The organism is Amycolatopsis sp. NPDC003731 (genome assembly GCF_053586895.1).
The window spans coordinates 1-24255 of record NZ_JBSFNC010000023.1 but is presented as its reverse complement, the minus strand read 5'-3'; the positions used below and the strand labels follow the sequence as shown (position 1 = coordinate 24255).

29 protein-coding genes are annotated in these 24255 nt (G+C 70.7%); 20 read left to right on the top strand and 9 right to left on the bottom strand.

Features of this window, described 5'->3' with window-relative positions; genetic code table 11:
- Positions 1-42: 42 nt before the first annotated feature.
- From idi to phoU, 5 genes are all read left to right on the top strand, one after another.
- Positions 43-606, top strand: a complete 564-nt coding sequence (idi, locus tag ACWDN5_RS12475) for an isopentenyl-diphosphate Delta-isomerase (protein WP_310969430.1) — start codon at positions 43-45, stop codon at positions 604-606.
- Between the two features lie 120 nt (positions 607-726).
- A complete protein-coding gene (locus ACWDN5_RS12470; RefSeq protein WP_310969685.1) occupies positions 727-1401 on the top strand; it encodes a GGDEF domain-containing protein in 675 nt (224 codons plus the stop codon).
- 1144 nt (positions 1402-2545) lie between these two features.
- Positions 2546-2719: a hypothetical protein gene (locus ACWDN5_RS12465; RefSeq protein ID WP_449676382.1), complete on the top strand. Its 174-nt coding sequence runs from the start codon at positions 2546-2548 to the stop codon at positions 2717-2719.
- Positions 2689-4119 carry an LCP family protein gene (locus ACWDN5_RS12460; RefSeq protein ID WP_449676309.1) on the top strand — a complete coding sequence of 477 codons (1431 nt, stop codon included), beginning with the start codon at positions 2689-2691 and terminating at the stop codon, positions 4117-4119. Before ACWDN5_RS12465 ends, ACWDN5_RS12460 begins: the two co-directional genes overlap by 31 nt.
- Positions 4120-4202: 83 nt before the next feature.
- Positions 4203-4868 carry a phosphate signaling complex protein PhoU gene (phoU, locus tag ACWDN5_RS12455; RefSeq protein ID WP_310969434.1) on the top strand — a complete coding sequence of 222 codons (666 nt, stop codon included), beginning with the start codon at positions 4203-4205 and terminating at the stop codon, positions 4866-4868.
- 61 nt (positions 4869-4929) lie between these two features.
- Here phoU and pstB read toward each other — a convergent pair whose 3' ends face one another.
- The 6 genes from pstB to ACWDN5_RS12425 form a co-directional block, all read right to left on the bottom strand.
- Positions 4930-5706 (bottom strand): phosphate ABC transporter ATP-binding protein PstB, encoded by a 777-nt coding sequence (pstB, locus tag ACWDN5_RS12450; RefSeq protein ID WP_086862623.1) that lies wholly within the window; start codon positions 5704-5706, stop codon positions 4930-4932.
- Between the two features lie 10 nt (positions 5707-5716).
- Positions 5717-6637 (bottom strand): phosphate ABC transporter permease PstA, encoded by a 921-nt coding sequence (gene pstA / locus ACWDN5_RS12445; RefSeq protein ID WP_310969436.1) that lies wholly within the window; start codon positions 6635-6637, stop codon positions 5717-5719.
- Between the two features lie 2 nt (positions 6638-6639).
- Positions 6640-7563: a phosphate ABC transporter permease subunit PstC gene (pstC, locus tag ACWDN5_RS12440; RefSeq protein ID WP_449676380.1), complete on the bottom strand. Its 924-nt coding sequence runs from the start codon at positions 7561-7563 to the stop codon at positions 6640-6642.
- Positions 7564-7758: 195 nt separating this feature from the next.
- Entirely contained in the window at positions 7759-8889 is a 1131-nt protein-coding gene (gene pstS / locus ACWDN5_RS12435) for a phosphate ABC transporter substrate-binding protein PstS (RefSeq protein WP_310969687.1), read from the bottom strand.
- Positions 8890-9114: 225 nt separating this feature from the next.
- A complete protein-coding gene (gene mshD / locus ACWDN5_RS12430) occupies positions 9115-10014 on the bottom strand; it encodes a mycothiol synthase (RefSeq protein ID WP_310969437.1) in 900 nt (299 codons plus the stop codon).
- Between the two features lie 71 nt (positions 10015-10085).
- Entirely contained in the window at positions 10086-10835 is a 750-nt protein-coding gene (locus tag ACWDN5_RS12425) for a response regulator transcription factor (RefSeq protein ID WP_310969438.1), read from the bottom strand.
- A 150-nt stretch (positions 10836-10985) separates the two neighbouring features.
- Between ACWDN5_RS12425 and ACWDN5_RS12420 the strand changes: the two genes are divergently transcribed.
- The 10 genes from ACWDN5_RS12420 to ACWDN5_RS12375 all read left to right on the top strand — a co-directional run bounded on the left by ACWDN5_RS12420 (position 10986) and on the right by ACWDN5_RS12375 (position 17015).
- On the top strand, positions 10986-11885 hold the full coding sequence (locus ACWDN5_RS12420) for an LmeA family phospholipid-binding protein (protein WP_449676307.1): 900 nt from the start codon (positions 10986-10988) through the stop codon (positions 11883-11885).
- A 10-nt stretch (positions 11886-11895) separates the two neighbouring features.
- Entirely contained in the window at positions 11896-12324 is a 429-nt protein-coding gene (locus tag ACWDN5_RS12415; protein ID WP_449676306.1) for a TlpA family protein disulfide reductase, read from the top strand.
- Positions 12325-12409: 85 nt separating this feature from the next.
- Positions 12410-12508, top strand: a complete 99-nt coding sequence (locus ACWDN5_RS12410) for a putative leader peptide (protein WP_310969441.1) — start codon at positions 12410-12412, stop codon at positions 12506-12508.
- A gap of 81 nt (positions 12509-12589) precedes the next feature.
- Entirely contained in the window at positions 12590-13021 is a 432-nt protein-coding gene (locus ACWDN5_RS12405) for a DUF4395 domain-containing protein (protein ID WP_449676305.1), read from the top strand.
- Between the two features lie 31 nt (positions 13022-13052).
- The gene (locus ACWDN5_RS12400; protein WP_449662393.1) at positions 13053-13889 is read left to right on the top strand and encodes a sulfurtransferase; all 837 of its coding nucleotides are present in this window, start codon (positions 13053-13055) and stop codon (positions 13887-13889) included.
- Positions 13889-14200 carry a DUF1416 domain-containing protein gene (locus ACWDN5_RS12395; protein ID WP_310969444.1) on the top strand — a complete coding sequence of 104 codons (312 nt, stop codon included), beginning with the start codon at positions 13889-13891 and terminating at the stop codon, positions 14198-14200. Before ACWDN5_RS12400 ends, ACWDN5_RS12395 begins: the two co-directional genes overlap by 1 nt.
- 233 nt (positions 14201-14433) lie before the next feature.
- On the top strand, positions 14434-15048 hold the full coding sequence (locus tag ACWDN5_RS12390; protein ID WP_310969445.1) for an FABP family protein: 615 nt from the start codon (positions 14434-14436) through the stop codon (positions 15046-15048).
- A 4-nt stretch (positions 15049-15052) separates the two neighbouring features.
- The gene (locus tag ACWDN5_RS12385) at positions 15053-15649 is read left to right on the top strand and encodes a 5-oxoprolinase subunit B family protein (RefSeq protein ID WP_449676304.1); all 597 of its coding nucleotides are present in this window, start codon (positions 15053-15055) and stop codon (positions 15647-15649) included.
- A complete protein-coding gene (locus tag ACWDN5_RS12380; protein WP_449676303.1) occupies positions 15646-16491 on the top strand; it encodes a 5-oxoprolinase subunit C family protein in 846 nt (281 codons plus the stop codon). Before ACWDN5_RS12385 ends, ACWDN5_RS12380 begins: the two co-directional genes overlap by 4 nt.
- Before the next feature lie 98 nt (positions 16492-16589).
- Positions 16590-17015 (top strand): hypothetical protein, encoded by a 426-nt coding sequence (locus ACWDN5_RS12375; protein WP_449676302.1) that lies wholly within the window; start codon positions 16590-16592, stop codon positions 17013-17015.
- On the opposite strand, the gene ACWDN5_RS12370 is transcribed toward ACWDN5_RS12375, so the two are convergent.
- A complete protein-coding gene (locus ACWDN5_RS12370; protein ID WP_449676301.1) occupies positions 16994-17842 on the bottom strand; it encodes an aminodeoxychorismate lyase in 849 nt (282 codons plus the stop codon). The genes ACWDN5_RS12375 and ACWDN5_RS12370 overlap by 22 nt on opposite strands.
- Before the next feature lie 31 nt (positions 17843-17873).
- Between ACWDN5_RS12370 and ygfZ the strand changes: the two genes are divergently transcribed.
- From ygfZ to ACWDN5_RS12355, 3 genes are read left to right on the top strand one after another with little or no spacing between them, the layout of a single operon-like run.
- Positions 17874-19004, top strand: a complete 1131-nt coding sequence (ygfZ, locus tag ACWDN5_RS12365) for a CAF17-like 4Fe-4S cluster assembly/insertion protein YgfZ (protein WP_310969449.1) — start codon at positions 17874-17876, stop codon at positions 19002-19004.
- Positions 19005-19053: 49 nt separating this feature from the next.
- The gene (locus tag ACWDN5_RS12360) at positions 19054-19617 is read left to right on the top strand and encodes an RsiG family protein (RefSeq protein ID WP_310969450.1); all 564 of its coding nucleotides are present in this window, start codon (positions 19054-19056) and stop codon (positions 19615-19617) included.
- Complete coding sequence (locus ACWDN5_RS12355) at positions 19614-20546, top strand: asparaginase (protein WP_449676300.1); 933 nt, start codon at positions 19614-19616, stop codon at positions 20544-20546. The genes ACWDN5_RS12360 and ACWDN5_RS12355 overlap by 4 nt, the downstream gene beginning before the upstream one ends.
- A gap of 342 nt (positions 20547-20888) precedes the next feature.
- On the opposite strand, the gene ACWDN5_RS12350 is transcribed toward ACWDN5_RS12355, so the two are convergent.
- Entirely contained in the window at positions 20889-21785 is an 897-nt protein-coding gene (locus tag ACWDN5_RS12350; RefSeq protein ID WP_310969452.1) for a hypothetical protein, read from the bottom strand.
- A gap of 207 nt (positions 21786-21992) precedes the next feature.
- Here ACWDN5_RS12350 and ACWDN5_RS12345 point away from each other — a divergent pair, with 207 nt between their 5' ends.
- On the top strand, positions 21993-22187 hold the full coding sequence (locus ACWDN5_RS12345; protein ID WP_091319261.1) for a DUF3073 domain-containing protein: 195 nt from the start codon (positions 21993-21995) through the stop codon (positions 22185-22187).
- A 126-nt stretch (positions 22188-22313) separates the two neighbouring features.
- Positions 22314-23168, top strand: a complete 855-nt coding sequence (locus ACWDN5_RS12340; RefSeq protein WP_310969453.1) for a 3-hydroxybutyryl-CoA dehydrogenase — start codon at positions 22314-22316, stop codon at positions 23166-23168.
- Here the strand turns inward: ACWDN5_RS12340 and ACWDN5_RS12335 are convergent.
- Positions 23159-23980, bottom strand: coding sequence for an ECF transporter S component (locus tag ACWDN5_RS12335; protein ID WP_449676299.1), 822 nt, complete (start codon positions 23978-23980; stop codon positions 23159-23161). The two genes, ACWDN5_RS12340 and ACWDN5_RS12335, sit on opposite strands and share 10 nt — an antisense overlap.
- Between the last annotated feature and the right edge of the window lie 275 nt (positions 23981-24255).

The following is a 24255-nucleotide window of genomic DNA, read 5'->3' as shown; positions in this document are numbered from 1 at the left end:
CGCGGTACGGCGCACGGCGGGCCGTCGTGTTCACTGGGGCACGTGGATACCGCGACCGAACCCGAGACCGAGCAGGTCGTCTTCGTCACCGAGGACGGCGTGCCCACCGGCGAGACCGGCCCGAAGCTGGCCAGCCACCACGAGCACACCCGGTTGCACCTGGCCTTCTCGTGCTACGTCCTGCGGCGCAGCGACAACGCCCTGCTGATCACCCAGCGCGCCCTCCACAAGAAGGTGTGGCCGGGGGTCTGGACCAACAGCGTCTGCGGCCACCCCGCGCCCGGCGAAGCGCTCGAGGACGCCGTCCGGCGCCGCGCGGACTACGAGCTCGGCCTGCCGTCGCTGTCGGAGCTGCACTGCGTGCTGCCGAGCTACCGCTACCGGACGCCGCCGTTCCAGGGGATCGTCGAGAACGAGTTCTGCCCGGTGTTCGCCGCGTGGGCCGACGCCGAGCCGGCGCCGAATCCGGAAGAGGTCGGCGACTGGCGCTGGGTCACCTGGACTGACTACACGGAGTTACTGAACGATGTGACGGCTAATGTGAGTTACTGGGCCCAAGACCAGTATTCGCAGCTCAAGGGCATCGAGCCGTTCTCCGGGCTCTGAGTCGAGCACTTCGGAGAGTCACTGCCGCAGTCCCGTTTGAGCGAAATTCATCTTCTTCGGCATCGGTACCTCAAGCGCGGCCGTCCCCTCGACGACAACCAAGGGGTGGTGGAGGTCGGGATGGTCGCCGAGGGCGAAGGCGCGCTGGGCCGGACGGCCGGCCCGCAGCCGCCGGACCTGCTCCGCCTGCACGAGGCCGTCGCCGGTCTCTTCGCCACCCAGGGCGACTGGCGGCGTGCCTACCAGCACCTGCGGTCCGCACTGGACATCGCCCGCGACGGCAGCCTCCGCGACGCGCTGACGTCGAGTTACAACCGCCGTTACCTCGACGAGCGACTGTACGGACCGCTCACCGACCGTCCACCGCTGTCGCTGGCGCTGATCGATCTGGACCACTTCAAGAGCATCAACGACACGTACGGTCACCTCGTCGGCGATCGCGTCCTCCGCCGAGTCGCCGATCTCCTCCAGGAGAACCTGCCGCCAGACGGCTTCTGCGCCCGCTACGGCGGCGAGGAGTTCGTCCTGTGGTTGCCAGGCGTCGACGCCGGGCGGGCCCTCGGTGTCGTCGACGGCGCCCGGCTGCGCGTCGCTCGTCATCCCTGGTCAGAACTCCAGCCGGGCCTGCGGGTGACCATCAGCGCCGGCCTGGCGCACGAGCCCGGCACGCCGTCGTCGCCGGAGCACCAGCTGCGCCGCGCGGACGGCCTGCTTTATGCCGCGAAACGCGCGGGCCGCAACAAAGTCGTCTATCACGACGCGCAAACGACACAGTTAATAACCCACTCTGAGTAACGCAAAGGGTGCATTACTCCGTCTGTCGACAAGGGGTATCACCCGTTTGTCGACGCCCACCGGCCGTTCGTCGACTCAAGGTGAAGAAAATTCCGATGGGGTGTCGTCACGAACGGGGGGTATCCGTACGATAACGAAAACCTCCGGGGGAACGATCACCTCCTGCGGGGGAAGACGGCCAAGTCGAAGCCACCCTTCGATCGCGCGAAAGGAGACCGAGTGCCGGACGAGCTCGACAGCCCGGGAACCGGTCGCCGCCTCGACGGTCCCGCGCGGCCCCGGCCCGGACGGCGCCGGTCGATGGAGGACCAGGGCGGGATCAGCGTCTCCGACGTCGTCGCCAAGACCACCGGCGCTCGCCCGGTGCCGCCCCGCGAGCAGCAGGACCGCTCCGACCAGCCGGGACGCCGGGTCCGCGCCGCCGAACCACCGGCCCCGCCGCGGTCGTCGCAGCCGCGCGCGCCGAGGTCCGCCCAGGGACCCGCTGAAGACCCAGTACCCACGGACGCCACACGTCAACCGCGCACCCCGCGCCCCCGCCAGCCCCGCCGCACGACGGCGGCCGCCCCGCTGCCCGAGGCCCCGCTCCAGCGACGCCCGCCGGCGGCCAACCCGGGCCCGCAGCAGACGTCGGCGGCGCAGCAGCCGCCCCGGCGTCCTCGCCGCCCGGGGGCCGAGGACGGGGCCGCACCTCGCCGCGCGCCGCGCCCGGACGCAGGTGCGCCCCAGCGGCCGACGCCGGACAGCCCGTCGCCCCGCCGGGCTGATGGGGCCGCGGGCCGCCGCCCGGCCGGTCCGGTCGACGCAGGTGCGCCGCGGCCGGCCGCGGACGGCCCGGCGCCTCGCCGCACCGGAGAAGCCGCAGGCCGCCGCCCGGCCGACGCCGCATCCCCGCGCGCCACGCCAGACAGCCCCGCACCTCGCCGCGCGGCCAACGGGGCTGCCGAAGGGGCCGCTCCCCAGCGCTCCGCCGCCGACGGCCAGGCACCTCGCCGAGCCGCCAACGGGGCCGCAGCTCCGCGCCCCGCCGCGGACGGCCCGGCACCCCGCCGCACCGGGGAGAACGCGGTACCCCGCCGCCCGGCCGACGCCGCGACCCCGCGCGCCACGCCGGACAGCCCGGCGCCACGCCGAGGCGCCGGCGGTGGTCCCGGCGGCCGCCTCGCCGCAGCTTCGGCCGGCGCAGCCGCGGCTTCACGCGGCAACGAGGGCGCCGCAGCCGACGGCCCAGCAGCTCGCCGAGCGGCCGACGGAGCTGCAGCTCAGCATCCTGCCGCCGAAGGCTCTGTGCCGCCGCGGGCTGCTCTCGATCCGCTGACCATGACCGATGAAATGGAAGCGATCGACGAGGCCACCCAGTACCGGCGGAAGATCGATCACACCCTCGCCCGGTTCTCCGCGGCTCACGATGAGATGGAAGCCGAGGAAGCGAAGCGGCGCGAACGCCGTGAGCGGCTCTCGCCCGCGTCCATCCTCGAGAGCACCCGCACCGCCCTCCAGCGCGTTGTCACCACTACCTCCTCCGAAGCAGCCGACGCCGCCGAAGCCGAAGCAGCGGCCGAACTCAGCCGGCAGCAGGAAAAGAAGCGGCGGTCGGCTCTCGCCGGGCGGATCGCCGCCGCCGTTGTGGCCGGGCTGGTCTTCCTCGGGATCGGGGGTGCCTGGGGCGCTCAGACCTACTTCGACGCCAAGTTCACCCAGGTCTCCGCGCTCGACGAGAACTCGTCCGACATCCAGGACGCCGAGGCGCAGGCCAACGACGAGAACTTCCTGATGGTCGGCTCCGACACCCGCGATGGCGCCTCCGCCGAGGAAGGCGTCGGCACCGCCGACAGCACGCCCGGCGCGCGAAGCGACACCGTGATGGTCGCGCACATCCCGGCCGACCGGAAGCGGGTCGTCGTCACGTCGTTCCCGCGCGATCTCGAGATCAACCGGCCGGACTGCCAGAAGTGGGACCCGGCGCAGAACAAGACCACCGACGAGGTCTACAAGGGCGCGAAGTTCGCCAAGCTCAACACCGCCTACGCCGTCGGCGGGCCGGCCTGCGTCACCAAGGTGGTCCAGCAGATCACCGGGCTGCGGATCAACCACTTCGTCGGCATCGACTTCAACGGCTTCAAGGAGATGGTCGACGCGGTGCACGGCGTCACCATCCACAACGAGATCCCGATCGACGACAGCATCCTCGGCAAGGTGCTGCTGCAGACCGGCGACGTCACGATCTCCGGCGACCAGGCGCTGAACTTCGTCCGCGCGCGGCACGTCAAGGGCGACCCGACGTCCGACTACGGCCGGATCGAGCGGCAGCAGGAGTTCATCGGCGCGCTGCTGAAGAAGGTCATGTCCTCGGACGTCGTGCTCGATCCCGGGAAGCTCAGCGACTTCATCAACGCCTTCGCGAAGGCGACCTTCGGCGACAACCTCGGCGTCAAGCAGATGATGACGCTGGCGCAGTCGATGAAGGGCCTGGATCCGTCGAAGATCACCTTCCTCACCGTCCCGACGGTCGGCATGGCCAACAACCGCGGCAACGAGGTCCTCGTCGTCAGCAAGACCAAGGCGCTCTTCGACGCGCTGCGCAACAACACCCCGCTGCCCGACCCGAACGCGCCGGTCCCGGCGAGCGAGCAGGCGCCGCCGACCAGCACCTCGAAGTCGAAGAGCAGCGGCAGCTCCAAGTCGACCACCACCCGCAGGAGCAGCGGAAACGGCTGATCCGCGAGGATCGTTAGACCGGGTTCACGTGCGGTTCACCCGGCGATGCGGTATTCGGCCACCCTTGGCCGTAGGGTTGGCCCATGCGTGAGGCTTACCATGTCGAACTCGAACAGCTCGCCGACCACCTGGCCGCGATGTCCGTCCAGGTCGCCGACGCCATGGAGCGCGCCACGCGCGCCCTCCTGGAGGCCGACCTCAGTCTCGCCGAGCAGGTGATCAGCGACGACTCGAAGGTCGACGACGCCCGCGCCCAGTGCGAGGAGCAGGCGTACGCCCTGCTGGCCCTCCAGGCGCCCGTGGCGACCGATCTGCGCACGGTGCTCGCGGCGATCCACGCCGCGGAGAGCCTGGAGCGCATGGGCGACCTGGCGCTGCACGTGGCCAAGGCCGCGCGGCGCCGCCACCCGGAGCCGGTGCTGCCGGACTCCGTCCGCCCGTACTTCGCCGAGATGGGCGAGGTCGCGGTCAAGTTGGCCCGCCAGGTCGAGCAGGTCATCCACTCCAAGGACGTCGAAGCGGCGAAGACCATCGAGTCCGAGGACGACCAGGTGGACGACATCCACCGCCACCTGTTCACCGTCATCATGGACCGCGAATGGCCGTACGGCGTCGCCTCCGCCGTCGACGTGACGCTGCTGGGCCGGTTCTACGAGCGCTACGCCGACCACGCGGTGTCGGTCGCGAAGCGGATGATCTTCGTGGTCACCGGCAAGATGCCGGGCTACGGCACCGACGACGACATCTGAGCCACGCCAAGCGAAAACGCCCCCGGTCGCGACCGGGGGCGTTTTCAATTCCCTTGTGGACTCAGCCGAACCGGCCGGAAATGTAGTCTTCCGTGGCCTTTTCGTCCGGGTTGGAGAAGATCTTCTCCGTGTCGTTCAGCTCCACCAGCCGGCCCGGCTGGCCGACCCCGGCGAGGTTGAAGAACGCCGTCTGGTCGGAAACCCGGGCCGCCTGCTGCATGTTGTGCGTCACGATGACGATCGTGTAGTCCTTCTTCAGCTCGCCGATCAGGTCCTCGATCGCCAGCGTGGAGATCGGGTCCAGGGCCGAGCAGGGCTCGTCCATCAGCAGCACGTCCGGCTGGACCGCGATCGCGCGGGCGATGCAGAGCCGCTGCTGCTGACCGCCCGACAGACCGCCGCCCGGCTTGTTCAGGCGGTCCTTGACCTCGTTCCACAGGTTCGCGCCGCGCAGGGCGCGCTCGGCGATGTCGTCGAGGGTCTTCTTGCCCTTGGTGCCGCCCAGCTTCAAGCCCGCGACGACGTTGTCCTTGATGGACATCGTCGGGAACGGGTTGGGGCGCTGGAAGACCATGCCGATCGTGCGGCGCACCTGGACCGGGTCGACCGCCGAGGCGTAGATGTCCTCGCCGTCGAGCAGCACCTGGCCGTCCACGCGGGCACCCGGGATCACCTCGTGCATGCGGTTGAGCGTGCGCAGCACCGTCGACTTGCCACAGCCCGACGGGCCGATGAACGCGGTGACGTTGCGCGGCGGCACCGACAGGGTGACGCCGTCCACGGCGTGGAACTTGCCGTAGTAGATGTCCACGTCCTTGACGTCGATTCGCTTGGCCATCAGGAACAGCTCACTTCTTCTTCGGGGCGACGAGGCGCGCGAACACGGTGGCGAGGAGGTTGATGATCGCGATGATGAGCACGAGGGTCAGGGCCGCGCCCCAGATCCGGTCGAAGCCGACCGAGCCCGGGTCCATCGGGTTGCTGACGCGCTCGTTGTTCATCAGCAGCGGCAGCGCGGCCTGCTCGCCGCTGAAGATGTCCCAGTTCGTGTAGGCCGAGTAGCCGACCAGGACCAGCAGCGGCGCCGTCTCACCCATGACGCGGGCCAGCGCCATCATGATGCCGCCGATGATGCCGGACAGTGCCGTCGGCAGCACGATCTTCATGATCGTCTTCCACTTCGGCACGCCGAGCGCGTAGGAGGCCTCACGCAGGTCGTCCGGGACGATCCGCAGCATCTCCTCAGACGACCGGACGACGACCGGGATCATCAGCAGCACCAGGGCCAGCGATACCGCGAAACCGCTGCGCGGCAGGCCGAACGTGGTGATCCACAGCGCGTAGATGAACAGCGCCGCCACGATGGACGGGACACCGGAGAGGATGTCGACCATGAAGGTGGTCGCCTTGGCGAGCTTGCCGTTGCGGCCGTACTCGACGAGGTAGATCGCCACCAGCATGCCGATCGGCACGGCGATGATCGCGCACACCAGGCCCTGCAGCAGGGTGCCGATGATGGCGTGCAGCACGCCACCGCCGACCTCGTCGGACAGGACGTCACCGAAGTCTTCGGTCCACCAGTTGCTGTAGGGGATCCGCTTGATGCCGTCGACGATCACCGTGTAGAGCACCCACACCAGCGGGACGACGGCGATCAGGAACGACAGCCAGACCAGCGTGGTCGCCAGTCCGTTCTTGACCTTGCGGGCCAGGCTGACCTGCTGGAAAGCGGGGGTCGAAGCGGGTGCTTCGAGCGTCGAGGTGGACATGCTCAGTCCCCCTTCTTGTCGCCGATGATGGAGCGTGCGGCGAAGTTCACGACGAAGGTGAGCACGAACAGCACCAGGCCGGCCGCGATGTAAGCGCCGGCCGAGACCTCGTTGTTGAACTCGCTGTAGTTCGCCGCGATCTTCGACGCGAACGTGGCGCCGCCGTCGAAGAGGCTCCAGTCGAAGTTCTTGCCCTGCGGGATGAGCAGGATGACGGCCAGCGCGATCGTCTCGCCCAGCGCGCGGCCGAGGCCGAGCATGGACGCGCCGACGTAGCCCGCCTTGCCGAACGGCAGCACCGTCGTGCGGATGACCTCCCAGCGCGTCGCGCCGAGCGCCAGCGCGCCCTCGATGTGCGGGGTCGGCGTCCGCTCGAACACCTCGCGCGAGAGCGAGGTGATGATCGGCAGGATCATCACGGCCAGCACGATGCCGGCGGTGAAGATCGTGCCGCGCACGCTCGGCGCGACGTTGCCGGGCGCCAGCAGCGGGAACCACGAGAACGTGTCGTTGACCCACTGTGAGAACGGCTCGATCGCCGGGGCGAACACGAGGATGCCCCACAGGCCGAAGATGATCGACGGCACCGCGGCGAGCAGGTCGATGATGTAGGCGAACGGCCGGGCGAGCCGCGGCGGCGCGTACTGCGTCAGGAACAGCGCGATGCCCAGCGAGACCGGCATCGCGATGATCAGCGCCACGAGCGACGTCGCGACGGTCACCTCGAGCAGGTCGAGGATGCCGAACGACATGTTCGCCGGGTCGTTGGTCGACCAGCCGTGGTTGGTCAGGAAGCTGGCCTTGTTGGCCTGCAGCGCCGGGATGGCCTGGATGAGCAGGAAGAGCCCGATCAGGCCGATCAGGGCGACGACGAAGATCCCGGCCCCGGTGGTCAGGTTCTGGAAGATGCGGTCACCGGGCCGCACCTTCTTCGGTTTCTCGGCCGCGGGCGGCTGCTTGTCCGCCGGCGGGGCTGCTTGCTCCGAAATCGGGACCTCCGGGGGCGTCGTGACGGACGACGAACGCCCACCGGGGTCGCCGGTGGGCGTTCGCGTCGAGGATGACTCGCTCATCAGCTACTTCTGACCAGCCTCTATCACTCGGATGTCAGTCGCAACAGGTCAGGAGATGGCCTTGACCGCGGCCAGGACCTTGGTCTGCAGCGACTGCGGGATCGGCACGTAGCCCTTCGACGACAGCGGCTGCTGACCGTCGGTGGCCGCCACCGTCAGGAACGCCTTGACGGCCTTCGCGACGTTCGGGTCCGCGTACTTCGAGCAGACGATCTCGTAGGTCGTCAGCAGCAGCGGGTACGCACCCGGGGTGTTGCTGGCGTAGATGCCGTTGAGGTCGAGCGCGAGGTCATTGGAGCCGTCCTTGAGGAACTTCGCCGCGTCGAGGGACTTGGCCACGTTCGCCGCGTTGAGCTCGACGCCGCCGGAGCCGCTGTCGATCAGGGCCGGGGTCAGGCCGTCCTTGGCGAACGCGCCCTCGACGTAGGTGATGCCGCCGTCGGAGGCCTTCACCGCGGTCGCGACACCGTTGGAGCCCTGCGCACCGTTGCCGACGCCACCGTTGAACTTCTTGCCGGCACCCTTGGTCCAGTCGGCCTTCGCCGCGGCACCCAGGTACTTCTGGAAGTTGTCGGTGGTGCCCGACTCGTCGGCGCGCGAGACGACCTGGATGGCCTTGTCCGGCAGGTTCAGGCTCTCGTTGCCCTTGACGGCCTTGATGGCCGGGTCGTTCCACTTGGTGATGGCGCCGCTGAAGATCTTGGCGGTCACCGACGGGGTCAGCACCAGCTTGTCCACACCGGACAGCTTGTAGGCGACCGCGATCGGGCCGACGACCAGCGGGATGTTCCAGGCGTCGCTGGCGCAGCGCTTCTTGGCCGCCTCGGCGTCGGCGTCCTTGATCGGGGAGTCCGACCCGCCGAAGTCGATCTGGTTGGCGTTGAACTGCTTGACGCCCGCGCCCGAGCCGCTCGGGTTGTAGTTGACCTGCTGGCCCGAGCACTTCTTGCCGTACTGCTGCGTGAAGATGTCGATCGCGTTCTTCTGCGCCGACGAACCTTCCGCGGACAGCGGGCTCTTGCCACCGCACTGGACGTCGGCCGTCTCCGTCGCGGCGGGGGCAGCAGCGGAGCTCGAGCCGCTGCTGTTGGACGCCGCGGGGTCGGTGCCACAGGCGGCGAGCACGAGAGCGGCGCTCGCCACGATGCCGACCGCGCTCAGGGGCCGCATGATCTTCACTGCTGTTTCCTCCATCAGGAGCTTGACCGGGTCGTCGCGGCGTGCTGCCGCGCCGGATCCGGACATTAGGCAGCCACGGTGGACGGGCGCCCCTCTCCAGATGAACGGAAAGTGAACAAGGTGCCGGGTGTGAGCAGGGCTACTAGCCCGAAAGAGTGCCGTGTCCCGCCCGTGACCTGGGCGTTCGCACACTGTGACGGATTGTTGGCCCGCCGTTGGTAACGGTCACCGTCCGTATTGGACGTCTGTCTCGTACCGCGCGAACCCGAGCTTGGTGTAGACCGCCAACGCCGGCGCGTTGTCGCCTTCGACGTACAGGATGATCTGCCGCAGCCCCCGGTCCGCGAGGTACCGCAGCCCCGCCAGGGTGAGCGCCCGCCCGAGCCCGCCGCCCTGCGCGGCCGGGTCGACGCCGACGACGTACACCTCGCCGACGCGCTCGCCGCCGAACCGGCCGGGCGTCGGCTCGTGCACCTTCGTCCAGTGGAAGCCGATGACCTCGCCGTTTTCTTCGGCGAGGAAGAAGCCGTCGGCGTCGAACCAGGGCCGGGCTTCGTCGGCGCGGACGTCGTCGGCGGTCAGCGCGCCCTGCTCGGGGTGCCAGTCGAAGGCCCGGGCGTTGACCCGGACCACGGCGTCCTCGTCCTGGCCCGGTACGAACGTCCGCAGCGAGACGCCGTCGCGCAGGATCGGCTCCGGCCAGTCCGCGCCTTCGACGTCGACGTGCAGGATCAGCAGCTCGCGTTTGCGCTCCAGGCCGGTCTTCACCGCCAGTTTCCGCGCGGCCGGGTGATCGCCGTGGGCCCAGACGCGGAAGCCGACCGCGGCTCGCTCGTCGAGCGCCTGAAGCAGCTTCGCGCCGTAACCGCGGTCGCGGTGGGCGGGGTGCACGAACAGCTCGGCGACCTGGTGGCCGAAGGAGTCGCCGGTGGTGTCGAGGTGCGCGTAGCCGACGACTTCGCCCTCGACGCAGGCGACGAGGTGCTCACCGCCGTCGAACTCGCCGGGCAGCGGGCCCTCCGGCGCGACCTCGGGCCGCCCGTCGGCCTCCCGCACGGCCAGCAGCAGCCCGCGCACGTCCTCGAGCTGCTTTTCGTCCAGTTCCTGCCGCCACTCTCCGGTCACCCCTGCGACCGTACCCGCGGCCGAGGCAACGCGACGGTTGTCACCGCGTCCAGGTGAACGTGGGGACGTCGTCAGTGAGCGAGTTCGGGGGTCTCGGCGGGCGCTTCGGCCTGGGCCGGGACGCCCGGCCGCGGGCCGCCGCTCTTGGCCGGCCGCTCGAACTTGTAACCGACGTTGCGCACGGTGCCGATCATCTGCTCGTGCTCGGGGCCGAGCTTGGCGCGCAGCCGCCGCACGTGGACGTCGACCGTGCGCGTGCCACCGAAGAAGTCGTAGCCCCAGACCTCCTGCAGCAGCTGGGCGCGGGTGAACACCCGGCCGGCGTGCTGCGCGAGGTACTTGAGCAGCTCGAACTCCTTGTAGGTGAGCTCGAGGGTGCGCTTGCGCAGGCGCGCGGTGTAGGTCGCCTCGTCGATCACCAGCTCGCCGACCCGCAGCTCGGCGTCGACCTGGGCGGAACCGCCGTCGCGGGTCGTCACCAGGCGCAGCCGGGCGTCGACCTCGGCCGGGCCCGCGGTGGGCAGCAGGATGTCGTCGGTGCGCCACTCGGCGCTGACGGCGACGAGCCCGCCCTCGCCGACGACCGCGATGATCGGGGTGGCCGCCTCCTCCTCGCCGGTGCCCTTGAGCAGGCGGCAGAGGCTCTTCGCCGAGGCCAAGTCGCTGCGGGCGTCGAGGAGGATCACGTCACGGTGGCCCGCGTCGAGCAGGGCCGTCACCTCGGGAGCGCGGACGCGTACGGTGTGCGGCAGCAGGTCCAGCGCGGGAAGCACCGAGGTGGCGTCGGCCTCCGCAGTCAGTACCAGAAGGTCCAGGCTCATCAGCCGCACCGCCTTCGCGTCGTCGCCGCACAGCGGCGTTGGTCGGTGCTAAGTGAGAATAGCGGCTGAACGGCCGGGCACCTAACCCTTGCTGGATCGATCACACCTGGAGGAATCCCGGTGTCCCCGACGAACAGGAGTACGGACGCGATGGTGAGCAGGCCCGTGACCCGGGACGACCGACCCGCACCGAGGCCCGACGCACGACGCCGCGGCCGCCGGGCCCGGCGCTGGGTGATCGCACTGATCGTCCTGGTCCTGCTGCTGGTCGGCGCCGATTTCGGGGCCGCGGCGTTCGCCGAGCACATGATTTCGCAGAAGGCGCGCACGCAGCTGCAGCTGAGCGACGACCCGTCGGTGACGATCCACGGCTTCCCGTTCCTCACGCAGGCGCTCGGTGGTGACTACAGTCACATCAGCGTGTCCGCCGCCGGCGTCCCGGTCGCGGACAAGCTCCAGGACGTCGCGGTGAACGCCGAGCTCGAGGACGTCAAGGCGCCGCTGTCAGACCTCACGAACGGCAACACGAAGGCGATCACCATCGGCCAGCTGACCGGCTCGGTCACCATCAAGGCCGCCGACCTGGCCCGTCTCTCGCCGCTGGACAAGATCAAGGAACTGCGGATCGAGCCGTCGACCACCGAGTACGTCGAGAACGGCGACGCCGGGCAGAGCGAGCCGGCGCCGACCACGACGAAGACCACCGAGGGCCAGGCCGAGCAGGACGAGTCGCGCACCGGTGTCCGCATTTCGGGACACCTTCAGTTCGCGGGCAAGGATCTGGAAATCTTCTGTTTCGCGATGATCGAGGCGGACGCCGCCAAGGGGACGATCAACTTCCTCCCCAAGCGGCTGCAGTTCGGCAACGACCAGGAGACCACCGTGGTCCCGGCCGCGGTGCAGAAGGCGCTGATGCCGAACTTCAACGCCTCGATCAGCACGAAGGACCTGCCGCTGTCGGTCACCCCGACCGGCGTGCGGGTGCAGAGCGGATCGGTGACGATCAAGGGCAAGGCGGCGAACGTGTCGTTCGCGGACCTGAGCAAGTAGGGAGCGTGCGGTGACGGGGCTGTGGGTGCTCGTGGCGACGCTGGTGGCCGCCGCAGCCGTCGGCGGGCTGCTCAAGGCCCGCAACGGCCGCGTGCGGGACGCCAAGCCGGCCGCTCGCGAGCTGCCCGCCCCCGTCACCGACGTGCTCGACCCGGCGTCCGCCGTGACGCTGGTCCAGATCTCCACCACCTTCTGCGCGCCCTGCCGGCACGCGAAGGCCGTGCTCGCGCCGCTGGCCGAGCGGACCGACGGCCTGCACCACGTCGAACTCGACGTCACGAACCAGCCCGAGGTCGCGCAGTCGCTGTCCGTGCTGCGGACGCCGACCACGATCGCGCTGACCCCGGACGGCCGGGAGCTCCTGCGCGTCGGCGGCGTCCCCAAGGGCCCCGAGCTGCTGGCCGCCCTGCGGCCGCATCTCACAACGCGGACGTCCTGACCGGGATTTCTCCCGGATCCTGGGAATCGTCCCAAGGTATGAACGTGGTTCCCACCGTGAGAGAGCGCTGGGTACCCTCGCACCCGTGACCGGGCTGACCAGCTTCTTCCTGACGCAGCGGCGCGCAGTCGACCTCTGCCGCGTCCGCAGCAGCCTGTGTCGCGTTCAGTCCGACCGGCACTGAACTTCCCGATCCGGTCCCCGCCAGCCCTGATGCCGCTGACGCGTGCCGTTCGCACGCCCCCTTGCTCCAGCTGGAGGCACCATGTCCGCCGGACCGGCCGTCGACCCGCGAGGCCCGCGGTTCGCCGCCATCCTGACCACGATCGTGCTCGCGGTCGTGCTGGTCACCGAGTGGTGGCCGCTGCTGGCGATCCAGACCGTCGTCTTCGCCATCGGCGCGTTCGTCGGCCTGAAGCCGGCGCCGTATTCACTGGTGTACCGCTATTTGATCGCCCCGCGCCTCGGTCCCACGACCGAGCGGGAGGACGCGGCGCCGCTGCGGTTCGCCCAGGCCGTCGGGTTCGTGTTCGCCCTGGTCGGCACGATCGGCTTCGCCGCGGGGATCACTCCACTCGGCATCGTCGCGACGGCGTTCGCGCTCTTCGCGGCCTTCCTCAACGCGGCCTTCGACTTCTGCCTCGGCTGCGAAATGTACTTGCTCATCAAACGCTTCAGCCCCGCCCGCGCGTCCTGAAAAGTTCAACCCCAGAAAGAGAGTCCGTTCCATGAGCCGTGAAGACGTCCTGGTCACCACCCAGTGGGCCGAGGAGAACCTGGACACCCCCGGCGTCGTGTTCGCCGAGGTCGACGAGGACACCACCGCCTACGACGCCGGCCACATCCGGGGCGCGGTGAAGTTCGACTGGCGGAAGGACCTGCAGGACGGGGTGCGCCGCGACTTCGTCTCCAAGGAGGGCTTCGAGAAGCTTCTCTCGGAGAAGGGCATCTCCAACGACGACCTCGTGATCCTCTACGGCGGCAACAACAACTGGTTCGCGGCGTACGCGTACTGGTACTTCAAGCTGTACGGCCACGAAAAGGTCAAGCTGCTCGACGGCGGCCGCAAGAAGTGGGAGCTCGACGGCCGTGAGCTGAACTCCGACGAGGTCAAGCGCGACACCACTGACTACAAGGCGCAGGACCAGGACCTGTCGCTGCGGGCCTTCCGCGACGAGGTCGTCCAGTCGATCGGGTCGAAGAACTTCGTCGACGTGCGCTCGCCGGACGAGTTCTCCGGCAAGCTGCTCGCCCCGGCGCACCTGCCGCAGGAGCAGTCCCAGGTTCCCGGCCACATCCCCGGCGCGCTGAACGTGCCGTGGGCGAAGGTCGCCAACGAGGACGGCACCTTCAAGACCGAGGAAGAAATCAAGGAGCTGTACAAGGACGAGGGCATCGACGAGGGCAAGGGCACCATCGCCTACTGCCGCATCGGCGAGCGCTCGTCGATCGCGTGGTTCGCGCTCCACGAGCTGCTGGGCTACGAGGACGTGAAGAACTACGACGGTTCATGGACGGAATACGGCTCGCTCGTCGGCGTGCCGGTCGAGTTGGGAGCCAAGTGATGGCGGTTGACGACAGCTGCGGCGCACCGGTCCAGGAGGCCACGCCGGCGGACTTCGACACGCGCGGGCAGGTCGTGCTCGCCGGCAAGGTGACCGGAGCGAACGGGCCGGTCGGCGGCGCGTTCGTCCGGCTCCTCGACGGCGGCGGCGACTTCACCGGCGAGGTCGTCTCGTCGGCCGACGGCGACTTCCGCTTCTACGCGGCGCCGGGCGAGTGGACGGTGCGTGCGCTGCACCGCTCCGGCAACGGCGAAGCCTCGGTCACCGCCGAGGGCCCCGGCCTGCACCAGCTGGCGATCTCGGTCGCCTGAGTTCCGCTTCACCCCGCGAAGGCCTCCCCGCTCCGGCAGGGAGGCCTTCGCGCGTTCCGGCCGGGTGACCGTGCTCACCGCGCCGACCCTGCGCAGGGCCGTTCCGGACCGGGCGGACTATTCTGCGGGGCGTGGAAGCCTTCTTTACGACTCTGCTGGTCCTCGCCGGCATCGCGATCACCTGGTTCGCCGTGTACGTCGTCTACCGGCTGTACGCGGACCAGCGCTGACCCATGACCGCCAGCGGCGACGAAGCCATCGTGGCAGCGGAGAAGCGCGCGGAAAGCACCCGCACGCGCAACCTCCCGCTGTGGGACGACCTGCCCATTCCGAACGACACCGCGAACCTGCGCGAGGGGCCGAACCTCAACGACGCCTGCCTCGCGCTGCTGCCGCTCGTCGGTGTCTGGCGCGGTGAGGGCGAGGTCGACTACCCGACCATCGAGGGCCCGTACAAGTTCGCGCAGCAGCTGACGATCTCCCACGACGGCCGGCCGTTCCTGATCCACGAGTCCCGCGCGTGGCTGCTGGACGAAGACGGCAACGTCATCCGGCCCGCCGCCCGCGAGTCCGGGTTCTGGCGGCCGCAGGAAGACGACACGATCGAGCTGCTGCTCACCCACAACACCGGCATCGTCGAGCTGTACTACGGCAAGCCGCGCAACCAGACGTCCTGGGAGCTCGGCACCGACGCGGTGATCCGCACGGCCACGGCCAAGGACGTCACCGCGGCCCAGCGCCTGTACGGCCTCATCGAAGGCTCCCTCGGCTACGTCGAGGAGCGGGCCATGGTGGGCCAGGAGATGCAGCCGCACACTTCGGCGCTGCTGCACCGCGTCGTCGGCTGACGCCGTGCGCTGGCGGCGGTGCGGCGAGGACGCCGCCCTGCTCGACTGCGACTCGCCGGACCAGCTGCGGGCCGCCCACGCGACCGTGCTCGCCGCCCGGCCACCCGGGGTCGTCGACCTCGTGCCGGGCGCGCGCAGCCTGCTCGTCGTCGGCGGCGTCGCGGCCGTGCGGGCCCTGCTCGAAGCCGCCGATCTCACGCACCCGCCCGCGGGCGAGCCCCGCGAAGTGACCCTCGACGTCCGCTACGACGGCGAGGACCTGGCTCTGATCGCCACCGACGCCGGGGTTTCGCCCGAAGCCGTGGTCTCGATGCACACCGAAGCCGGCTACACGGTCGCGTTCACCGGGTTCGCGCCCGGCTTCGGCTACCTGACCGGGCTTCCGGCTCCGCTCCAGCAGCCACGCCTGGAGACGCCGCGCACCCGCGTCCCGGCCGGTTCGGTCGGGATCGCCGGCGAGTTCACCGGCGTCTACCCGCGCGAGTCGCCGGGCGGCTGGCGGCTGCTCGGGCACACGTCGGCGACGCTGTTCGACCCGCACGCGGACCCGCCCGCGCTGTTCGCGCCGGGGGACCGCGTGCGCTTCCGGAGCGTCCGATGAGGAGCCTGGAGGTGCTCGATCCCGGGCGGTACGCGCTGGTCGAGGACCTCGGCCGGCCCGGGTACGCCCACCTCGGGGTCGCGCCATCGGGAGCGCTCGACCAGGTGTCGCTGCGGCTGGCGAACCGGCTCGTCGGCAACGCCGAGGACGCGGCGGGCATCGAGGCGCTGTTCGGCGGCCTCTCCGTGCGGTTCACGGCCGCGGTGACGGCGGCGGTCACCGGCCCGGCGGTCGACGTCCGGATCGACGGCCGTCCGGCCGGCTCCCACGCGCCCCTGGCCATTCGCGCCGGGCAGACGTTGACGCTGGGGACGCCTTCGGCAGGCCTGCGTTGCTACCTGGCCGTCTCGGGTGGGGTCGCGGTCGAGCCGGTGCTGGGCAGCCGGTCCCGGGACGTCCTGTCCGGCATCGGGCCATCGCCGCTGAGCCGCGGTGACGTGCTGCCGCTCGGCACCCCGGGAATCCCCGCGGGCGCGGACGTCGTCGTACCCGTGCGGGCGCCTGGTGAGCTCGTGGTGCCCGTGACGCTCGGCCCCCGCGACGACTGGTTCGCCGACCCGGCGGGCGGGCTCTCGGCGGGCTGGACGGTGACGGCCGAGTCGAACCGCGTCGGCCTGCGGCTGGACGGGACGCCGCTGCGGCGGGCCGTCGACGGCGAGCTGCCCAGCGAGGGCGTCGTCACCGGCGCGATCCAGGTGCCGCCGAGCGGGCTGCCGGTGGTGTTCCTCGCCGACCACCCGACGACCGGCGGCTATCCGGTCGCCGCCGTCGTGAAAACGGCCGCGCTGAGCGCCCTCGCGCAGGCTCGGCCGGGTACCCGAATCCGGTTCCGGCCTTCCTGAGCAAGGCGTACCGCCGCGCGGGTGAGACCCGGGTCACCCGGTGCACCCGTCCGGGTAGGGGTCGGAACCATGTCGCGCCGTCACCCGTCCTCATAAGCGTGGAACAGGTGACGATCAGCGGTGGCGCGGGTTTCCTCGACGTGAACGCACGGGCGCGGGCGGACCTGCCGCAATCGCTGCGGATCGCGCTGGCCACCGGGCAGCTGCGCCGTCCGCTGGCCACCACGCTGGGGCCGGTTCTCGACCTGCTCGTCGACGGCGACTACCGGGTCAGCGGCCCGGAGCGGCTGCCGGAAGACCGGCTGCTCACGCCGACCGACGCCTGGCCGCCGTCGGACGAGGCCCGCGTCGGCTACTACCGGACGGCCATCCGCACCGGGCACCGGCCGGTCGCGGTGGTGCTGGCCGACGGCGAACGCGAGCTGATCATCGACGGCCACCACAAGATCGCCGCCTACCGCGCCGAAGAGGTCGCCCCAGCCGTCGTCCGGATCACCCAGGGTCAGGCGTATTCGCCTTCGTAGGCCGCGACGAGCTCGGCGTACACCGCTTGGGAATCGCGCAGGCGCTCGCCGTCGAGGGTGTGCACCCGGGTCAGCTTGCGGACGCTGGAGGCCATGAAGACGCCGTCGCCCTCGACGAGGTCGCGCACGGTCAGCGGCTCCACCTTGACCGCCCAGCCCGCCTTCTCGGCGCCGCGGAACAGCGCGGCCTGGGTGGTGCCCGGCAGGATCCCGATGCTCGACGGCGGCGTGTAGAGCGTCCGCCCCTTCGCCAGCACGACGGTCGACGTCGGGCCTTCGAAGATCGATCCGTCGGCCGCGGTGAAAATCACATCTTCGGCTCCGCGGCGGCCCGCCTCCCGCACGGCGGCCATGTTCATCGCGTACGACAGCGGCTTCGCGCCGAGCAGCAACCAGGGCGCGCGCTCGGCGAGATCCGGCGGGAAACCGCGTTCGAGGGTGATCGCGGCGACGCCTTCGGCGCGGGCCTTGAGAATCGCCGGGGCGACCTCCGAACCGAGCGCGAAACCGGTCGGCGCCGCGGCCGGGTCGCCGTCGGATCCCCTCGTGTACACCAGTTTCAGCACCATTTCGGGGCCACCGGCCCACCTTTCGAGCACCAGCGAAACGACCCGCTCCCAGGCCGCGAGATCGGGCTCGGGGAGGTCGAGCATGGCCGCCGAACGGGCCAGCCGGTCGAGGTGCGGCCGGAGCTCGCGGGGCCGGCCGTCGACGACGAGGATCGTCTCGAAGACGCCGTCGCCGCGCAGCAGCCCGAGGTCGTCGACCTTGATCTGGGCCGCATCGGGGTCGGCCGGGGTTCCGTCGAGGAAGACGAGCACGCGCATGCCGACACCGTACTCACCTAGGCTGGGCGGTATGCCGTACCGCTCGCCGCTGCTGGACGTGCCCGGATCGATCCCCGCACCCGACGACCACCCCGAAGCCGGCGTCCCCTGGCACTGGGGAGACCCCTTCGCGGAGCAGCGCACGGCCTCGCGCAGCGTGGTCGTGATCGACCGGTCGCACCGCGAGTTCCTCGCCGTGACCGGCGAAGACCGGCTGTCCTGGCTGCACCTGGTGATCTCCCAGCACGTGACCGGCCTGGCCGAGGGCTCCGGCACCGAGGCGCTGGTCCTCGACAGCCAGGGCCGGGTCGAGACGCACATGGTGCTGGCGCACCTCGACGGCACGGTCTACCTCGACACCGACGCCGGCGCGCACGTGACGAGCGCGCTGCCCAAGGGCGGCCCCCAGACGCTGCACGAGTACCTCGAGGCGATGAAGTTCTGGTCCAAGGTGGACATCCGGGACGCGACGGGCGAACTGGCGCTGCTCACCGTGCTCGGCCCGGACGCCGAGCGCGTGCTGAGCGCGGTCGGCGCCGAGGTCGGCCCGGAGCCATACGCCGTGGCCGCGCTGCCGGGCGGCGGGTTCGCGCGCCGGATGCCGTGGCCCGGCCGGTGGAGCGTCGACCTGGCGGTGCCGCGCGCGGCGCTGACGGACTGGTGGCAGCGGTTGACCGACGCGGGCGCGCGGGCGGCGGGCAGCTGGGTGTTCGACGCGCTGCGCGTCGAATCGGTGCGGCCGCGGCTGGGCGTCGACACCGACGACCGCACGATCCCGCACGAGGTGGGCTGGGTCGGCTCGGCCGCGCACGTGGCGAAGGGCTGCTACCGCGGCCAGGAAACGGTGTCGAAGGTCCACAACGTGGGACGCCCGCCGCGGAACCTGCTGCTGCTGCACCTCGACGGCTCTCCCGAGGTCACCCCGGAGACCGGCGACCCGCTGCTGCTCGACGGCCGGACGGTCGGCCGGATCGGCACGGTCATCCAGCACCACGAGCTCGGCCCGATCGCGTTGGCGCTGGTCAAGCGCTCGACACCGGTGGGCGCGGAGCTGCTGGCGGGCTCGGAGGACAACCTCGTCCAGGCGGCGATCGACCCCGACTCGGTGCCCGCGGAACAGCCCGCGCCGGGCCGTGCGGCGGCGGCGCAACTCCGTGGCTGAACGAAAGCCCCTGACAGCGAGATCACGCTCAACCGGGATAAACTGCGCTGTGATCGAAGTGCGGCCCGGTGGCAGGCGGCGGATCGACCGCGTGCTCGGCCCGGGGTACCTCAGCGGCCTGGGTGAACTGCCGCTGAACGTGCTGCGCGAGCGGCGTGACGAAGCCGCGCAGGAAGAGACCGACCTGTCCTACCTGCGCCGTCTCCTGCACGCCCGGATCGACATCGTGCGCGCGGAGCAGGCCCGGCGCAGCTCGGGCGGCGAAGCGAGCATCGTCGACCAGCTGGCGACGATCCTGGCCGACAACGCACTGGGCCCGGCGGCGGGCTCGGGCCGGCACCAGCAGCTGGAGCCGTCCCGCGCCGGCGAGCACCGCCGGCACGCGGAGGCCCTGATCGGCGACACGGACCTGACGGACGTCGAGTCCCTGTCGGACGAGAAGCTCGCTTCCGCTTTGGACACGTACGCGCGCGAAGAGCTGTCGGTGTCGTCGTTCCGGCGTGAGGTCCAGGGCGTGATGGACACGCTGAACGCGGAGATCGCGAAGCGCTACCAGCAGGGATCAGCCACAGTGGACGAGCTGCTGGAGAACGAAGGCGGCCGCGGCGAGTGAACAACCCGGTGCTCGCCGAAGTCGTGCGGTCGGGTTTCGTCGAAAGCGTCCACCGTGGCGCGTTGGTGATCACCGGCCCGGAGGGCGCGGTCCGGCTGGCGCTGGGCGACGTGGTCTCGCCGGTGTACCCGAGGTCGTCGAACAAGCCGCTGCAGGCGGTCGGCATGCTGCGCGCGGGCCTGGATTTCACGGGCGAGGACCTGGCGCTGGCGTGCGCCTCGCATTCGGGCGAGCCCGGGCACGTGAAGCGGGTCCTGGAGCTGCTTTCGGCCGCGGGCCTGAGCGAGACCGACTTGGCGTGCCCGCCGGACTTCCCGTTGCACGTGCCGAGCATGCGCGACGCGGCCGAGCCCCGGCGGGTGATGATGAACTGTTCGGGCAAGCACACGGCAATGCTGACGACGTGCGTCCGGGCGGGCTGGCCGGTGCCGGGGTATGCCGAGCCGGACCACCCGCTGCAGCAGCACCTCGCTGACGTCGTGTCGTCGCTGGTGGGTGAGCCGATCGCCCACACGGGTGTCGACGGGTGCGGAGCGCCGTTGTTCGCGTTTTCCCTGACGGGTCTGGCGCGGGCGTTCGGCCGGATAGCGGCGGCTTCGGAGGGTCCTTCGGCGGAGGTGGCTGCGGCGATGCGGGCGAACCCGTGGCTGGTGGCGGGGACGGGCCGCGAGGACACGGCGCTGATGTCCGGTGTGGAGGGTCTGCTCGCCAAGGCGGGCGCGGAGGGCGTCCAGGCATTCGCGTTGCCGGACGGCTTCGCGGTGGCGATCAAGATGGACGACGGGGCCAAGCGGGCCTGCGCACCGCTGGCGGTGGCGGCGCTGCGGTATCTGGGGGTGGAAGTGTCGGGCCTCGAGGAGCTGGCACACCCGACGGTCTTGGGTGGAGGGCAGCCGGTGGGCGAGATCCGGGTGCCGGAACTGCGCTGACGGCTACCCGCCGCCCCGCCCTGGCTGCACCGCCGAATCCGCCAGCCGCTTCCGCCGCTCCGCCGCCGAACGCTTCCGCCGCCCACCCTGGCTGCACCACCGAACCCGCCGGCCACTTCCGCCGCGGCACCTTCGCTGCGCCGCCGAACCTCACTGGCCGCCTCCATCGCGCCGCCGGAGCCCTCGGCCGCCCCCTCTGCCCCAGCTGGGACCAGCCGATCGTCGCGGCCGCCGTTCAGCGAGGTCCGCGGCGGTTCGTGGTTGAGCAGCCCCCGTTTTCCACGCTACCGGCGGGCACCGACAGTTTCGGGCCGGCAGCCGCCCGGGCCGGCCGGTTGTCCACTAGTTGGCGCGCTCGCGGGCGGCCACGTCGCCCCAGAACTCGCGCAAGTCCGAGAACAGCTCGGCCAGCTCTTCGACGTTGCCCGAGCGCAGGGCATCCAAGATGTCGTGGACCTCGTCGGCCGTGTTGTCGGCCTCCAGGACCGGGTCGGTGAACAGCTGGACCAGGCCGCCATAGTCGAGCTCGATCACGGAATCGTCGTGGAAGTTGTCCAGCCAGCGGCGCGTCTCGAACAGCACCCGGCCTGGCCCGGAGTCGCCGAACGTCTGCTCCAGCAGCTCGCCGGCCTCGCGGGCGCGGTGCTGGGCGTCGGCGAGGGTGGCCCGCCAAGACAGCTCTCGCTGGGGGTCGGCTCGGCCGTTGCCGAGGACCAACCGGCGCTCTTCCGGCTCGATCAGCACGAACCACGGCAGCGGCACCGTCCAGGTCGTCGACAACGTGTGCGCCGCCGACGTCGTCAGGTCCGCCATCGCCGACTTCGTCCGGGCGCGGATCGTCTCCTGGGTGAAGCCGCCTTCGTCGAGGACGACGTTCTTCAGCGCCGGGTGGGCGTCGCCGAGGAAGGTGACCAGGGCCGCCGCCGAGCGGGCTCGCAGCTCCAGCGGGCAGACGAGGGGCCCGTGCTCGGCTTTGCCTCCGGGCACTTCCGCGGGGTCGAGGACCAGGACGTCGGTCAGCAGGCTCGGCGCCGGACGGCCGTCCGCGAGCTCGGCGGGCAGCAGCCGCCGCGGGGCGGCCACCTGTGACTTGAGCCACATGGCCTGCTCTCGCGCTCCCGCGTCCGTCCGCCGCAGTTTGGCCGCCGCGACGGCCGCACGCAGCCGTTCGTCCGGCGGATCGCCCAGGGCGAGCAGGGGTTCGTACACCCGCAGGTAAGCCACGAAGGGACGGAGCACGAGTAGATCGTGGCACGTCTACCTGCACCGATCGTCACCGACCGGCCGGTAACCGGTGTCCGGCGAACACTGTCGCGACCGGCACACCGTGCCACGTCGCATCGAACCCCCCGGACACGGTACGGTGTGAGCAGGAAAGAATTGTCGAGACGATGCGGGGCCGCCGATTCCCCCGGCCGCCCCGCCCCTGTGCGAGGGGGTCGAGCCATGGGGCGCGGCCGGGCTAAGGCCAAGCAGACGAAGGTGGCGCGTGAGCTCAAGTACAGCTCGCACGAGACCGACTTCGATGCTTTGCAGCGCGAGCTGTCGAGTAACTCCTCCAGTGACAACCACCACGAGGACTCTGCCGACAGCCGGTATGAAGACCCGTACGACGACGGGTACGACGAGTACCGTCGTTGAGCACGCGTAACCGCGCGAGGGCGTAGCCGGGCACCACCCGGCGACCGCCCTCGCGCGCTGCGTGCTGCCCACAATGCTGTCCAAACAGGGCAAGCGGGTCGGCGAAGCGGACGAAGGAGTGAGCCGGTGGTAAGTCGGGTTGGAGTCGTCGGAGCGGGCCTCATGGGGTCCGGCATCGCCGAGGTGCACGCGCGGTCCGGGTTGGACGTCGTGATCACCGAGGTGAACCAGCCGGCGCTCGACGCGGGCAAGGCGCGCATCGAGAAGTCGCTGCAACGCGGCGTCAAGAGCGGCAAGCTCTCGGCCGAGGACGCCGACGCGGCCCTCGGCAGGCTCCGGTTCACGACGGACATCGCCGAGTTCGCCGACCGCGAACTGGTCATCGAGGCGATCCTCGAGCAGGAGCAGGCGAAGGTCGACGTCTTCCGCCAGCTGGACAAGATCGTCGAGGCCGAGGACGCGCTGTTCGCGTCCAACACGTCGTCGATCCCGATCATGAAGCTGGGCATGGCGACGAGCCGGCCGCAGCAGGTGGTCGGCATCCACTTCTTCAACCCGGTGCCGGTGCTGCCGCTGGTGGAGCTGGTGCCCTCGCTGCTGACCAGCGAGGAGACGGCCCGCCGCGCGGAGGAGCACGCGACGACGGCGCTGGGTAAGACCGTCATCCGCTCGCAGGACCGCGCCGGGTTCATCGTGAACTCGCTGCTGGTGCCGTACCTGCTCTCGGCGATCCGGATGATCGAGTCGGGCTTCGCCTCGGCCGAGGACATCGACCGCGGCATGGAGCTGGGCACGGCCCACCCGATGGGCCCGCTGCGCCTGTCCGACCTGATCGGACTGGACACGATCAAGGCCATCGCGGACTCGATGTACGCGGAGTTCAAGGAGCCGCTGTACTCGTCGCCGCCGCTGCTGCTGCGCATGGTGGACGCGGGCCTGCTCGGCAAGAAGACCGGCCGGGGCTTCTACTCCTACAACTGACCGCGGTCGAAGGTCACGGGCGCATCGAAGGCGGCCCGCCTGGCGGCGCGTCTCAGCACCGCCAGGACGGCCGGCCCGAGCAGCACGATGGCGACCGCGTTGGTGATCGCGCGGCCGGTGTCCCAGCCGAGGGTCGACGTCAGGACGGTGTAGGTCGCGAACCGGCGAAGGTTGTCGAGGAGCGGTGCGCCGGGCACGAAGCCGAGCTGCGTGCTGTCCCCGGCGAGGAACGGCCACGACCACAGGCTCATCAGCATGCCGAAGAAGTAGGCCGCGAAGACGCCGTAGCCGACGAGCATGGCGACCTCGGTCTTGCCCCGCGGTTTCCGCGGCAACAGGCCGGCCCCGAGCCCGATCAGTGACGACGCGAGCATTTGGAACGGCAGCCACGGCCCGACCCCGGCGGTGAGCAGCGCGCTCGTGAAGAGTGACGTCGACCCGAGCACGAACCCGAACCCGGGCCCGAAGACGCGGCCGGCGAGCACGAGCAGGAAGAAGACCAGCTCGATGCCGCCGGTTCCGGCGCTGAGCGGCCGAAGCCCGGCGTTGACGGCCGAGAGCACGCCGAGGAGGGCGAGCGCTTTGGCGTCGATGCCGCCCCGGGACAGCTCGGCGAGGACGACGAGGATGAGCACCGGCAGGGTCGCCATGAAGACGAACGGGGCATCGGCGGTGTGCGCGGCCGCGGTCGGCTGGGGGTGGGCGAGCAGGGGCCAGCAGAACATGGCCACGCCGAGGAGGCTCGCGACGGTGAGGACCAGCGCGGGCCGCGGGGTCAGGCGGACTGTGCGGGTTTTGAGGAAGTCGGTCATGTCGGGGTCACCTCGGCCGGGCACGCGGTCGCACGGGCACGGCCTGGCGGTCGCGGCCGGTTGGGGCAGGCGGGCGCCGGCGCGCTCGAGGGCGTGCCGAGGGCGATCATGTCGGGATCACCTCGGCCGGGACGCGGTCGCACAGGCACGGCACGGCGGGCGCAGCCGGTTGGCGCGACCAGTCGGTGGCCGGTCGGTCGAAGCGGCGGCCGGGGCGGCCGGTTGGTCCGGCCGATTGCCGCGGGCGGTCGGTGCAGCGGCCGATCGGTAGGGCC

What these genes read in the sequence shown, in the direction of transcription:
- ACWDN5_RS12470 (WP_310969685.1), top strand. Translation starts at nt 727, where the DNA reads ATGGTCGCCGAGGGCGAAGGCGCGCTGGGCCGGACGGCCGGCCCGCAG.
- phoU (WP_310969434.1), top strand. Translation starts at nt 4,203, where the DNA reads ATGCGTGAGGCTTACCATGTCGAACTCGAACAGCTCGCCGACCACCTG.
- pstB (WP_086862623.1), bottom strand. Translation starts at nt 5,706, where the DNA reads ATGGCCAAGCGAATCGACGTCAAGGACGTGGACATCTACTACGGCAAG.
- pstA (WP_310969436.1), bottom strand. Translation starts at nt 6,637, where the DNA reads ATGTCCACCTCGACGCTCGAAGCACCCGCTTCGACCCCCGCTTTCCAG.
- ACWDN5_RS12425 (WP_310969438.1), bottom strand. Translation starts at nt 10,835, where the DNA reads ATGAGCCTGGACCTTCTGGTACTGACTGCGGAGGCCGACGCCACCTCG.
- ACWDN5_RS12420 (WP_449676307.1), top strand. Translation starts at nt 10,986, where the DNA reads ATGGTGAGCAGGCCCGTGACCCGGGACGACCGACCCGCACCGAGGCCC.
- ACWDN5_RS12405 (WP_449676305.1), top strand. Translation starts at nt 12,590, where the DNA reads ATGTCCGCCGGACCGGCCGTCGACCCGCGAGGCCCGCGGTTCGCCGCC.
- ACWDN5_RS12400 (WP_449662393.1), top strand. Translation starts at nt 13,053, where the DNA reads ATGAGCCGTGAAGACGTCCTGGTCACCACCCAGTGGGCCGAGGAGAAC.
- ACWDN5_RS12395 (WP_310969444.1), top strand. Translation starts at nt 13,889, where the DNA reads ATGGCGGTTGACGACAGCTGCGGCGCACCGGTCCAGGAGGCCACGCCG.
- ACWDN5_RS12390 (WP_310969445.1), top strand. Translation starts at nt 14,434, where the DNA reads ATGACCGCCAGCGGCGACGAAGCCATCGTGGCAGCGGAGAAGCGCGCG.
- ACWDN5_RS12380 (WP_449676303.1), top strand. Translation starts at nt 15,646, where the DNA reads ATGAGGAGCCTGGAGGTGCTCGATCCCGGGCGGTACGCGCTGGTCGAG.
- ACWDN5_RS12370 (WP_449676301.1), bottom strand. Translation starts at nt 17,842, where the DNA reads ATGCGCGTGCTCGTCTTCCTCGACGGAACCCCGGCCGACCCCGATGCG.
- ygfZ (WP_310969449.1), top strand. Translation starts at nt 17,874, where the DNA reads ATGCCGTACCGCTCGCCGCTGCTGGACGTGCCCGGATCGATCCCCGCA.
- ACWDN5_RS12345 (WP_091319261.1), top strand. Translation starts at nt 21,993, where the DNA reads ATGGGGCGCGGCCGGGCTAAGGCCAAGCAGACGAAGGTGGCGCGTGAG.
- ACWDN5_RS12335 (WP_449676299.1), bottom strand. Translation starts at nt 23,980, where the DNA reads ATGACCGACTTCCTCAAAACCCGCACAGTCCGCCTGACCCCGCGGCCC.